Genomic DNA, 13144 nt, shown 5'->3' on the forward strand with positions numbered 1-13144 from the left:
AGGAGCCAGGGGCCGGGTGTCTACTTCCAACGGAGCAGCCCCACCGCCATGTTTCCCCGACTCGTGATCCCAAACCGCCACCCCTTTGCTCCCCGCGCATTACCGCAGATCCGTGCTCCTATGGGTGGCTCCGACTTCCGACAGCCTCCGCCCGCTTCCTCGCTTTCGACGCTTGTTCGCGGGTGCGCCGATCCTTCGGCGCCGACTGTCGGATCTCCCTGGTTACCGCGCTATCTCGATGTGAGGCTCGACACGGCCTGAGACTCCGGGGGGTCGCTGCGCACTCGCCATGGTGCAGACAGCGCTGTTGCCTGCTGGCCCATTTAAACCATCGGCCGCTCCCAACGTCGGTCTTTTCGGAGCTCTACGCCTTCAAGGTCAGCATCACCTGTTACCCTTGCACCTCGCCTCCTCTCCTGACTACGCATCAATCGGTCCGTTACCGGTCCAACTGCAAGTCTCGATTCCAGGTCCGTGGCTAGCGGTTACCCGGACAGGCTTCGCACCTGCAAGATAACGCGGCCTTGCCAGGCCGCAACAAATGGTGACCCCTGCCTTTTAGATCGGGCTAACCCCCTGGGCGACCGAGACGCCATGGTCACGCCGCATGATGCCTTGGACCACGACCTGGCCGGTTCCAACGAGGCGCCTCGACGCCGATCGCCGATTGATCGTGACACCGGCGACCTCTTCGGCGCGTGAGAGCGGAATTGCGTAAACTGTTCCCGGAATTCGGAGAGTCCCCTCACCATCGTTGAAACAAGGTTCCTTCGTCCACCACCATGAACACTGTCACCATCGCCGACTGCGAGCATGAGCGGCTGGCCAATTCGGGCCAGATCCAGGCCAATGGCGTGTTGTTGTTTCTCGCCAAGCAGGACATGACCTTCCGTTACGTCAGCGCCAACAGCGCTGAGCTGCTCGGCGAGGCCCCCGATGAGCTGCTCGGCGCCGATGGGCGCGACTGGCTGGAGATGAACCTGCCCGATCTGGGCGAGCTGCCGAAGGGCGCCGGGAAACGGGTCCATCTGCCGCGCGCGCTCGATTTGGGTCTCGGTGAGCTCGACGTGCTGATCTCGCCGACCAGCGATGGCTGGCTGCTGGAGCTCGAGACCTCGCTCGATCCCGAGAACGACCCCGAGTGCTTTCAGCTCGCCGCCTGGCAAGCGCCGCTGGACAGCGCCGGGTTGGAGCGGGTGCAACAGAGCCTGGTGGAGGCCATCAGCGGCGTGACCGGCTACGATCGGGTGATGCTGTATCAATTCACCCCGGACTGGTCGGGTGTGGTGCTGGCCGAGCGCGTTCGCCACTCGCCCGGCACCTATCTGAGCCTGCGCTTTCCGGCGACTGATATCCCGGCGATCGCCCGCAAGCTCTACGCCCAGACGCCCTACCGGCATATCCCGGACGTTACCGCCGCGCCCGTGCCGATCCAGGCTCTGCAGGGTGAGAGCACCGCGCTGGACCTCACTTGGTCGGACCTGCGCTCGGTCTCGCCGATGCATGTCGAGTACCTATCGAATATGAACGTGGCCTCCTCGTTCTCCACCTCGGTCATGGTGGAGGGCAAGCTCTGGGGTCTGGTGGCCTGTCACAACCCAGAGCCTCGCTGGATCCCGCTCGAGGCCCGCCAGCGCTGCAAGGCACTGGTCGATGCCTATGTCGAAGCCCTGCTCAGCCATCGGCGCTCCATCGAGCGCAGCCTGCTGGAGACACTGAGCGCGCGGCTGGAGCCCGTGCGCGCGCAGCTCGCGCGGGGCGGGTCCATCGCCGACAGCCTCGCCAGCCAGTTCCAGATCCTGTCCAAGCTGTTCGGCGTGACGAGCGGCGCCGTGGCGATCGGCGACCAGATCACGCCGCTCGGTGCCGATGCGCCCCCCGCCGAGATGCTCACGGGCGTGCACCATTGGTGCAGCCGAGCGATGAGCGACACACTCTACTCCACGGATCACATCGCCGGAGCCTGGGACGCGGCGCCAGAGCATGCCCCCTTCCGGGGGCTACTCTGTCTTTCGGTGCGGGCCAAGCAACTGGCTAGCGGCCATCTGTACCTCTATCTGTTCCGGCCCGAGGAGGTCAGCGAGGTGGCCTGGGCGGGCAACCCCGAAAAGCCGATGGAGGCGAGTGGCGAGGGCGTGCAGATCTCGCCGCGCAAGTCCTTCGAGCGCTGGGTGCAGGTGCGTCGCGGCTTCTCCCGCGGCTGGTCGGACGAGCAGGTGTTCGTCGCCCGGCAGTTGCGCGACCAGCTGAGCGCCTGGCTCTAGCTCAAGCGGACGGATGGCATAATGGTGACCGCGAGCGATTCCATCCCAGCGCCGTCGGCGAGCCTGCTCGGCAAGGCCTTCGGCCCCTTCCTGCACTATCGGCTGTCCGCCGACGGTCGGCTTGGCATCGCGGGCGGCATCGAGACCCTGACCGGCTACCCGGCGGAGCGCTTCGCGGGTGCCGAGGCGCTGACGCTGGACGACCTGATCCTGCCGGCCGATCGTAAGCGCGCCGACCGCCTGATCGCCAATCAGCTCGAACAGGACGGCCGCTACAGCGTCCAATTCCGCATCCGCAAGGCCGATGGCACCGAGGTCTGGATGCGCGACACCGGCCAGCAAGACGGCGATGATGGCACGCCGGAGCGGGTCGGATTGTGGACGGACATCACCGCCGAACGTCAGGCCATTCAGCAGGCCTCCCGCCTGCGTCAGCAGCACGAGCTGACGGCCAGCCTGCTGCAGGCCATCACCCAAGGCGCCGACACCCATTTCTTGGTCGCCGACGGCGACGGCCAGATCCTGCTGGTGAACGAGGCCTGGCTGGCCTACGAGACCTTCAAGGACCCCGGCCGCGGCAAGGCATCGGCCTGGCTCGAGCACGATCTCTATCGGCTGATCACCGAGGCCGACGACCCGGCGCTCGGCGGGCAAACCTTCGCCGAGCGCGTTCAGCGCGTGCAGGACGGCGCCGAGGACCAGGTCCAACTGGAGGTGCGGGACCCGCTGGCGTGGGAGACCCGCTGGTTCCTGGTCACCGCGCGGCGTCTGCAGGGCGAGCTGGCCGGCGTGCTGATCAGTCGTAAGGACGTGACCGCGCTCAAGCGTGCCGAGCTGCAGGTCCTCGAGCAGAGCACCTTTCTGAATAGCATCCTGGATTCGTCCAGGCATCTTGGGATCCTGGCCTTGAACGGCGAGCTGCGAGTCGCCTTGTTCAACCCGGCCGCCGCGTCACTCTTCGGCGTCAGCAAGGCCGAGGTGCTGGGGCGACCAGTCGAGGTCTTGCAGGAGCGCCTGCCGCTGCTCCCGCCCGGGGCGACATCGATCGAGACCGCCGACGACAGCGTCTGGGAGGTCAACGGCCTGCCTGGCAAGGCTGACGGTGTCTTCGAGAACCGCATCACCCACGTCATCGCCGAGGACGGCAGCCGGTTGGGGATCCTGTTCACCACGCGCGACGTGACCGACGCCCGGCTCTACACGCGGCGCATGGAGCAGCTCAACGAGGAGCTCGAGGCCAAGGTCCGAGACCGCACCCGCGATCTCGAGTACAGTCGCGCCAGCCTGGAGACCGCGCAGTGCATCGCCTCGATCGGCAGTTGGGATTGGGACCGGGCAACTGACGCCGTGACCTGGTCGCCGAAGGTCTATGAGATCTTTGGCCTCTCCGAAGAGCAGCTCATCCCCACGCGCGACAGCATCCACGAGCTGGCGCACGCGGACGACCGCGCCGCGGTGCTCGACGCCATCACCGGATTGAGCCAGGAGGAGCCGCGTTGCTCGCTGCACTACCGGATCATCCGTGCCGACCAGGAGGAGCGGGTCATCCGCGCCGTGGCCCAGCTCTTCTGTGCCGCCGACGGCACGCCACAGCGGGTGCTCGGCACACTGCAGGACATCACCGACCAGGTGCGCCTGATGGATGCATTGCGCGCGGCCAAGGAGGCCGCGGAGCAGGCGAGCCATGCCAAATCCACCTTCCTGGCCAACATGAGCCACGAGATCCGCACCCCGATGAACGCCATCATCGGCATGTCGGAGCTCTTGATGGAGACCAAGCTCGACGTCCAACAGGCCAAGCTCATGCGCTCGGTCACCACCTCGGCCAAGTCGCTGATGAGCATCCTGAACGACATCCTGGATGTCTCTAGGCTCGAGGCCGGCAAGATGACCATCGAGCGGGTGCCGTTCAATCCGCTGGCCCTCGCCCAGGATGTCGTGCAGTTGGTCATGGTGACTGCGCAGCGCAAGGGGCTGCAGCTGCACCTGCGGCTGTCGGATGACCTGCCGAGCTGCGTGCGCGGGGACCCCAGCCGACTGCGCCAGGTGCTGGTGAACCTGCTGGGCAACGCCGTGAAGTTCACCGAGCGCGGCAGTATCACCCTGGAGATCAAACCCGGCCAAGGTGACCAGGACTGGCACTTCTGCGTCATCGATACGGGCATCGGCATCCGCCGGGACAACCTTGGCAAGATCTTCGAGCGCTTCTCGCAAGCCGACGCCTCCACCACGCGACGCTTCGGGGGAACGGGGCTGGGCACCGCGATCAGCAAGGCCATCGTCGAGACCCTCGGCGGGACCATCTGGGTGGAGAGCGAGGAAGGCGTTGGGAGCAACTTCCAGTTCGTGGTGACGCTGCCGCTCGCCGAGGGCGAATGTGAGTCGAGCGCGCAGAGACAGAGCGCGGAAGGACTCTGGACGCGGCCGCTGAAGATCCTGCTGATCGAGGACAATCCGCTCAACCAGGAATTGATCACCGTCCGTCTCGGTCAGCGCCGACACGAGATCAGCATCGCCAACCATGGTCGGGAAGGACTCGAGCAGTTCCAACAGGGCGGATTCGACCTGATCCTCATGGATGTGCATATGCCCGTCATGGATGGCCTGGACGCCACGCGCGCAATCCGGCGACTAGAGTCTGAACAAGGTGGCCACATCCCCATCGTGGTCCTCAGCGCCAGCATCCTCGAGGAGGATCAGCAACGGTGCATGGACGCCGGTGCCGATGAATTCGCCTGGAAGCCGATTGATTTTGCCGATCTTTACAACAAGATCGCCCGGTTCTTCCCGTCCTACGAGGCCGCGCCGAAGCCCGAGGCGTCGTCGCAACCGACGGGGATCGAGCAACTGCCCTTCGCGCTAATCGATGCCCAGGCCGGCCTCGCACTTTGGCTCGATGCCCACGTCTATCGCAAGGCGCTGCTGCGTTTCGGACGCGATTACGGCGATTGCGTGGCGCGTGTTCAGGCCATCGTGGACGCTGGTGATCCCGTGCCGGGCGTGGAGCTGCTCCATGCCTTCAAGGGCGTGGCGGGCAACCTCGGTATTCAGCGCTTGGCGACGCTGGGCAACGCACTGGAACAGGTGTTCAAGGCCGGAGGGCTTCCCGAGTCCGCGCACATCACTGCGCTGGACGACGCCATGCAGGACTTCGAGGCGGACCTGAACCTGTTGATCGAGGCCGGTGACGATCTCGACCAGGCGCTCGAGGATCGCGCGGCGGCCACGGCCCCTGGCATCGACGTGCCGGCGGCCTTGAACGCGCTCGATCGGCTGCTTGCGGCACTCGATCAATCGGACCTGGACGACGAGGCGACCGATGCACTGCGCGAGCTGTTGGAGCCGGAGCACTTCCAACCCTTGGAGGACGCACTGGACAGCTTCGAGCTGGAGCAGGCCGCCGAGCTCGCACGTGCTCTGAAACATGAGCTGATGTTGAAGGAATGAAGATGCCCAACGCGCGAATCCTGCTCGTCGACGACGAGCCGGCCAACCTGAACCTGCTGCGACAGATCCTCAAGGGCGAGCATGCATTGAGCTTCGCCAAGTCGGGCGCCGACGCCCTGGCCACCGTCGAGAAGCAGCGGCCAGACCTGATCCTCCTGGACGTGATGATGCCCAGCATGGATGGATACGAGGTCTGCCGGCAACTGAAGGCCGACCCACGTTACCGCGACATCCCGGTGATCTTCTGCACCGCCAAGGCCGAGGAATCCGACGAAAGCGCGGGCTTCGAGCTGGGCGCCGTGGACTACATCGCCAAGCCGGTGCGGGCGGCGGTGGTGAAGGCGCGGGTGAAGACCCACCTGGCGCTGTCACAGCAGAAGGAGGAGTTGGCCAGGGCCGCGGAAAGGCTGCACGACGACCTGATCCAGTCACGTCTGCAGACGTTGCAGATGCTCGGGCGTGCCGCCGAGTTCAAGGACAACGAGACCGGCCTGCATGTCATCCGCATGTCGCATTACTCGCAGTCCCTGGCCCAGGCGACCGGCTGGCCCGACGAGGCCGCCGAGCTGCTGCTCAGTGCCGCACCCATGCACGACGTGGGCAAGATCGGCATCCCGGACGCCATCCTACGCAAGCCTGGCCGGCTCGATGACGACGAGATGGTGGTGATGCGCACCCATGCCGAGATCGGCGCCCGCATCATCGGCTCGCAAAAGCCGAGCAGCCCCCTGTTCGATCTGGCCGCCAGCATTGCCCTCAGCCACCACGAGAAATGGGACGGCACCGGGTATCCCAAGGGTCTGAGCGGCACGGAAATCCCGATCGATGGACGCATCGTCGCCATCGCCGACGTGTTCGATGCCCTGACGACCCGACGCCCGTACAAAGAGCCTTGGGCGGTCGACGAGGCCCTTGATCTGCTGCGCGCGGAAAGCGGCGCCCACTTCGATCCCGAGCTGGTGACCGCGTTCCTCGACATCATGCCGGAGATCCTCGCGATCAGGGAGCAATGGTTGGAAGATTGATGACACCTGTATCAGCAAGTGGCGGCCACATCCGCGGTTGCCTGAAGACGGACATGGCTGAACGTCATCGCGCTCGATGCAGACGAGGCGATGGGTATCGGCGAGCTGCGTGACACCGATTGGATATCGGACCCATCCGATGGTCATGGGGTCGGGTGGCCATTGCGTCGGCGATGACGTGAGGATCGGTTTGCCGCTGAACCTGATGGCCGGTTTGGTGGCCTGTGCCTTGGCTCCATTGATCGGTCAGTGCGAGTGAATGGTGGAGCGCCCTCTATTTCCCCGGATGTGACGAGCGCAGCCTGAATTGGCTTGACACTCCGGACTCTCCGTGAATCTCCATCGACAGTATTGAGCAGACATGATGACGGTTGATGCCGTGGTGCTGGACATCGAGGGTACGACCACCTCGGTCGCCTTCGCGACCGAGGTGCTGTACCCCCACGCCCGCGAACGCCTGCCGAACTACGTCCGTCGGCACCGCAACGAGCCCGAGGTTGCGGCGATCATGGACGAGGCGCGGGATGCGGGCGGCGTGTGGAACGACGAGGCGGTGGTGGTGCGCATGTGCCACTGGATGGAGCGTGACCAGAAGGTGACGCCGCTGAAGGACTTGCAGGAGCTGATCTGGGAGGAGGGATACCGCAACGGCGAGCTGATGACGCCCCTGTATGCGGACGTGGCCCCGGCGATGCGGAACTGGCACGCGCGGGGGTTACGGCTCTACATCTATTCGTCGGGCTCGGTCCACGCGCAGCGGCTGATCTACGGCCACACCGTCGCCGGCGACCTGACGCCGCTGTTGTCCGGTTATTTCGACACCCGCATCGGACACAAGCGCGCGGCCGACTCCTACCGGCGTATCGCCGAGGCCATCGGCGTCCCGCCCCAGCGCATCCTGTTCCTGTCGGATGTGCGCGAGGAGCTCGACGCGGCCCGGGAGGCGGAGTGGCAGACGGTCTGGATGATGCGCGCGGGTCTCGCGGGACCGGCAGCCGCTCACCGGCGGGCCACGCGCTTCGACCGGATTCCGCTGTAATCGCTCAATGCACCACCTCGACCCCGCGCCAGAAGGCAATATGGTCCGCGATGCGCGCGGCGGATGGTTTCGGGTCGGGATAGCGCCAGGCGGCGTTGACGTTGCAGTCGTCACCGACCACGCTATGAAAAGAGTGCGCCTGACCCGTCTTGGGGCAGACGCTGCGCCGGTCGCTCGGCCGCAGCAGATCCTGCCGAACCGATGCAATCGGAAAATAGACATGGCCATCCATCTCCTCGACCTGCGCGCTCTCGGCGATCACGCTATCCTTCCGAATCGATTTCGATTGAAGCGTGACTCCAGCCCAGCCGTGCATTCACGCGCGGGTCAGGATTCTTCATCTGGCGTATCACATGGCCACCATCGAGATCATCGGCGCTGAATCACTGGGTGTCCGAAGCCTATGCTGTTTGGTGACGACCGCCACTCGGTGCATCCTGATCGACCCCGGGATCGCGCTGGGTGACTGGCGCGATGGGTTGCTTCCGCATCCTCTGCAGATCGGCGTTGGGCGGACCATCCGGGGGAGAATCCGGCGTGCGTTCAATGAAGCCACCGATGTGGTGATCAGCCATTTCCATGGTGATCACATCCCACTCATGGACGCCAATCCGTATCAGCTGTCGATGCGCGACCTGCCAAGTCGCTGTCGCAATCTGCGCTGTTGGAGCAAGAGTGCCGAGGACCTCACGCCGCGCATGCGCGAGCGTCGGGGCGATCTGGTGACGCTGTTCGGCGATGGCCTGCGCGTGGCGGAAGGCCGCGCGGATGGGCCGTTGGCCTTCTCGCAGGCGGTTCCGCATGGCACGCCCAAGGGTGCGCTCGGCTCGGTCATGATGACACGCGTGAGCAGCGGTGCTCAGGTCTTCGTGCATGCTTCCGACATCCAGCTCCTGGACGACACCACGGTGGATCGCATCCTCGACTGGCGACCGACGATCGTTTTGGCCGCCGGGCCACCCCTGTATCTCGGGCGGCTGAGTGCGGCCGAGCGGGCGTGCGCCCGGCGCAATGCGCTGCGTCTGGCCGAGCATGTGAGGGTCGTGATCCTCGACCATCACTTGATGCGCGGCTCCAGCGGTACGGACTGGTTGCGCGCGCTCAGCGAGGCGAGCGGCAGACGCCTCTACTGTGCCGCCGATGTCATGGGCCGGCCACGGCGACTGCTGGAGTCCGAGCGCAAGCAGCTCTACGAGGCCATGCCGGTTCCGGCTGGCTGGCATGCGCGTTATGCACGCGGCGAGACGCGCATCGAAGCCTATTTCGAGGCGCTCGGCACGCCAGGCCAGCGCACCGAGGCTGGGCTCGGGTGCTAGTGGCGTGTCGGACTTGACCACTGGGGTGCTGGCATCGAGGCTCCGAAGAGCCGTTCGTTGCGTAAAAGAGACGATTTTAGGCGAAAAGCGAGGGTGTTCTCGCGATGTCCCTTACTGCGGGCGCAAGACGGCCATGCGTTTGAAGTTCAACGCCAAGCACACCAGGATCCACTCGTTCTGAACATTGTCCAAACCGCGGGTGAGAAACTGACGAAACCCCATCACGGATTTGAGGATGCCGAAGACCGGCTCGACGGTTTGCTTGCGCAAGGCGTAGGTCGCCCGCCCTTTGGGGGTCTTCAGCCGGTGGGCCATGCGTTCAAGCGGGGGCGCCTCGGCGGGCGGGGCTTCGGGGCTCTCGAAGTGCTCCGACCAATGCGGATGGTGTTCGTCGCGTTTGATCGCGATCGCCGGCTCGATGCCGGTGCTCTCGCAGGCCGTCACGATGGCCTCGCTGAAGTCGCCGGCATCGGCCAAGAGCTGTTCCGTCCGGTTGATCTCCTCGGGCAGACTCATGCCGTCGGGACTGTTGGCGGCGTCGGCCTCCTCGGCCAACGCCAACAGCTCTTGGACCTCGCCTTTGAGGTGCGCCTCGATCGCCTCGGCGTGCCCGTAGGACAGGGCGCTGTGGCAGCCGGCATTGGCGTGGATCTTGGTGCCGTCCAGGCTGACCGTGCCGAAGCGGCTGAGCTGGTTCTCGCGGGCGACTTGGAGCACCTGGACAAAGGCTCCCTCGAACGCCTTGGCGAAGCGTCGCCGAAAGATCGAGAGGGTATCGTGGTCGGGATGGCTGTTGGCGGCAATGAAGCGAAACGCTAGGGAATCATCGGTCGCCCGCTCGATCTTGCGGCTGGAGTAGCAGCCGGTGGCGTCGCCGTAGATCAGCAGCGAGCGCAAGGTGGCGGGGTGATCGGGCAGGCTACCCTGCCCGGAGTAAGCCTGTTCCAGCGCACGCAGATCCAGTCCCTTCCACGACCTCGACCACGTAGCGCACCAGGTGACCTTCGGGCAGCCAATCCTGCACCGAGGGCGGCAACAGATCATCGATGTCGCGGTTGATCGAACGGAAGTGGCTTATCGGCTCAGGCCCCCAAGTCTGCTGCGCCTAGTCTACCGGGCGGCAATGCCGCCCGGTACCGGGAAAGTCCGACAGGCTGCTAGCGGACCCTAACCCATCGGAGCCAAGCCAAGCCGTGCCCTTTGAACACCAAGCACATCCCGCCGCACATCGGTAAGCCGCCACCGCCCGCCTGAGACGGTGCTTCCGCGCCGATGCGGGACTGGGACCTCCTCCGGCCTTCCCGAGCCCGGCCTCGAATTTGACCAGCAAATCGTGAAGGTCGTCGTGCAGCTGAGCAGTGCTCCCAGCGCCCGGGCAGGAGTTCTAAATTCAAACCGCAGAGGTCTAAATTCGAACCGCAGGCGCAGAGAATGCAGAGACCAGCCAGCGTTTTCGTCAGCATCTCTGCGTGCGCCTTGCGTTCTCTGCGTTTCTGCGGTTAATCGAGCCTCGTCAAAAGGACAAAGTGATCATCGCCGGGCAGGGCAAAGAGCTCAATATCCATCTTCGCGGTAATTGCAGTTTCCGTACTCATCACAAGGGCAATATTCTGTCGTGGTGTCGATCTGGGCGTAGGGATCACCGACGGGTAAGCCGTTGTCATCGAGATAGCCGTATTTCGGTGCGTTGAAGCCATACGGGATTGGGCTCCCATCGGCGTCTACGGTACCTGGGGGCGGTTGATAGGTTGCGACATTGCCGATGTCGGGGACCACGCCCTTTTTCTCGATGATCTGCTCCGGCGTGACCGAGATCACCATGAGGTCGAAGGACCAGGTAATCCGAGGCAGGCTCTTGCGTCGTCTTTGCCTTTTGTTATTCGGTGGAATTTCACGCATCCACGGATGATCGTTACCCTGGACAACATCCACATGCTGCCGAACGCTCTTCATTGCGCAGGCGACGGTGTCGTCGGATGTCGGGAAGTGTGTCGCCACCGTTAGACGCGGCAAGGGGCTGATTTGACTGAGGACATAGCCGAACGCGCCCTGGGGGCTATGGGAGCTGTTCTGGACCATGAGCATTTGCCGGACAACTGCGCTGTGCTCATCGGGTAGCGTCCTGGCGTTCGTGTTCTTCATGGCCCAGATCTGCGCAGCTGCGCCCATCTCATGGATGAAGACGTCGACGCCGTCACCGTTGTTGAACGCTGCATCGACACTGAGCCGCTCCGGCTTGGTGTCACCCGTGTAGATCATCGTCAGGGCTTCGCCACTCGGCGTTAGCCATTCCAGCTTGTAGCCGATGAAGCCCTTGCGGGCGTGAATCACCGGAAAGTAGGTGATCTTCACCCCGGTCTCGCTGTTGTTGTAGGCAACATTGTTGTCTGGGTCATAGTCCACCACCTTCAGCTCGATAGGGATCATGGCCCAGGGCAATCGCATCAGAGAATTAAGATATACTTTTAGACATGGTGTCATATGGCAGCCACAATACGCAGATTTTTATGCGATATGGAGCTGCGACGATGGCGACGCCGGAAACCGATTCCTCCCTCATGGGCCACTTCAGCGTGCTGGAAGACCCGCGCGATGCGTTGCGGCGCCGGCACAACCTGCTCGACATGGTGATCCTCGCCATTGCGGCGACGCTCGCCGGCGCCGACGGCTGGGTGGCCATCGCACAGTTCGGCCGCGCGAAGGAGGCCTGGTTTCGGCAATTCCTGGAGTTGCCCAACGGTATCCCGTCGCACGATACCTTCGGACGCGTCTTCTCGCTGCTGGCGCCCGAAGCGTTCGAGGCGTGTTTCCGCGCGTGGGCGGCGTCGATCCGCACGGTGATCCCCGGTGAGATCATCGCCATCGACGGCAAGACGCTGCGCCGTTCCCACAACCGCGCCAAGGGGGTTGGCGGCGCTGCATCTGATCAGCGCGTGGGCGACGGCCAACCGGGTGGTGCTCGGGCAGGTCGCCACCGATGCCAAATCCAACGCGATCACGGCCATTCCCCAATTGCTCGGGCTGCTGATCCTCAAGGGTGCCATCGTCACCATCGATGCGATGGGGTGTCAGACCAAGATCGCCGAGCAGATTATCGAGCAAGGCGGGAACGACGTCTTGGCCTTGAAAGGCAACCAGGGCGTCCTGGCTGCCGAGGTGGAGGAGGCCTTCATCGAGGCCGACGCCAAGGACTAACGCCGGGGTCGACAGCGAAGCGCTCGACACCGCCGAGCGCGGCCACGGCCGGATCGAGACGCGCCGCTACCGCACCCTCGGGGATCTGTCCGGCGTGCCGCGCAGCGCGTTGTGGAAAGGCATGAACCTGATCGGCATGGTCGAGTCCACGCGCGAGAGCGACGCTGTGCGTGCCACGACAGCAGTGCGCCGGCCAGCCTGATCGGCATGGTCGAGTCCACGCGCGAGAGCGACGGCAAGGTCTCGCGCGAAACGCACTTTGTCATCGGCAGCATCGGCACCGGCGTGGCCGACTTCGGGCTCGCCGTGTGCGGTCATTGGGACGTGGGAAACAATCTGCATTGGCGCCTCGATGTGGCCATGCGCGAGGACGCCTGCCGCGTGCGCGAGACGCAGGCCCGCGAGAACCTCGCGGTGCTGCGCCACATCGCCATGTCGCGGCTGAAGAACGACAGCACCAAACTCGGCATCAAGAACAAACGTCTCAAGGCGGGCTGGGACGAGCAGTACTTGGCGAAGCTCCTCTTCGAGGCGCCACGGACCGCGAGTCAGAACGCTCCATCAGGTCCTCCCAATATTAGCCGCGGTTGATGCGATTGCCCTGCGGTTGAGCCTTGACCAGCCCTCTGGTCCTCGCTAACCTCTCATGCTGACGCCACCTTGGGCTCGCAGAGGCGGTTGAATTTCCTACCCGTTACCCGTCGGACGTACGGTGAGTCTGCGCGATGAACATCGTCTTTTCTCTGCTGCCCTACCAGATCGTCCTCGTCTTTCTATTCGGTGGTCTGATGCTAGTTGGGGGCTCCTGGCTCATCCTGTCAAGCATGCATCGGGGGGCCTTGATCATCGATTGGTCCA

The 13144-nt window shown here is 64.4% G+C and carries 7 protein-coding genes and 3 pseudogenes; 7 read left to right on the forward strand and 3 right to left on the reverse strand.

The features are described from left to right. Positions 1–782 precede the first annotated feature (782 nt). From B4N44_RS15255 to mtnC, 4 genes are all read left to right on the forward strand, one after another. Positions 783–2264, forward strand: a complete 1482-nt coding sequence (locus B4N44_RS15255) for a GAF domain-containing protein (protein ID WP_296702514.1) — start codon at positions 783–785, stop codon at positions 2262–2264. A gap of 21 nt (positions 2265–2285) precedes the next feature. Continuing rightward, positions 2286–5711, forward strand: a complete 3426-nt coding sequence (locus B4N44_RS15260; RefSeq protein ID WP_296702517.1) for a PAS domain-containing hybrid sensor histidine kinase/response regulator — start codon at positions 2286–2288, stop codon at positions 5709–5711. Between the two features lie 2 nt (positions 5712–5713). Next, positions 5714–6736 (forward strand): HD domain-containing phosphohydrolase, encoded by a 1023-nt coding sequence (locus tag B4N44_RS15265; RefSeq protein ID WP_296702519.1) that lies wholly within the window; start codon positions 5714–5716, stop codon positions 6734–6736. Positions 6737–7097: 361 nt separating this feature from the next. After that, complete coding sequence (gene mtnC / locus B4N44_RS15270; protein ID WP_296702521.1) at positions 7098–7775, forward strand: acireductone synthase; 678 nt, start codon at positions 7098–7100, stop codon at positions 7773–7775. Between the two features lie 4 nt (positions 7776–7779). On the opposite strand, the gene B4N44_RS15275 is transcribed toward mtnC, so the two are convergent. Further along, positions 7780–8037, reverse strand: coding sequence for a DUF427 domain-containing protein (locus B4N44_RS15275; protein ID WP_296702524.1), 258 nt, complete (start codon positions 8035–8037; stop codon positions 7780–7782). 91 nt (positions 8038–8128) lie between these two features. Between B4N44_RS15275 and B4N44_RS15280 the strand changes: the two genes are divergently transcribed. Further along, the gene (locus tag B4N44_RS15280; protein ID WP_296702526.1) at positions 8129–9091 is read left to right on the forward strand and encodes an MBL fold metallo-hydrolase; all 963 of its coding nucleotides are present in this window, start codon (positions 8129–8131) and stop codon (positions 9089–9091) included. A 111-nt stretch (positions 9092–9202) separates the two neighbouring features. On the opposite strand, the pseudogene B4N44_RS15285 reads toward B4N44_RS15280, so the two are convergent. After that, a pseudogene (locus tag B4N44_RS15285) lies at positions 9203–10169 on the reverse strand (transposase). Between the two features lie 476 nt (positions 10170–10645). Beyond that, positions 10646–11518 carry a hypothetical protein gene (locus B4N44_RS15290; protein ID WP_296702528.1) on the reverse strand — a complete coding sequence of 291 codons (873 nt, stop codon included), beginning with the start codon at positions 11516–11518 and terminating at the stop codon, positions 10646–10648. 197 nt (positions 11519–11715) lie between these two features. On the opposite strand from B4N44_RS15290, the pseudogene B4N44_RS15295 reads away from it, so the two are divergent. Both B4N44_RS15295 and B4N44_RS15300 read left to right on the forward strand, forming a co-directional pair. Further along, positions 11716–11934, forward strand: a pseudogene (locus tag B4N44_RS15295) (ISAs1 family transposase); the annotation flags it as partial. 112 nt (positions 11935–12046) lie between these two features. Next, positions 12047–12877: pseudogene (locus B4N44_RS15300) on the forward strand (ISAs1 family transposase). Positions 12878–13144: the final 267 nt, after the last annotated feature.

It is taken from the genome of Thiocapsa sp. UBA6158, from assembly GCF_002423035.1.
Taxonomy (GTDB): domain Bacteria; phylum Pseudomonadota; class Gammaproteobacteria; order Chromatiales; family Chromatiaceae; genus Thiocapsa.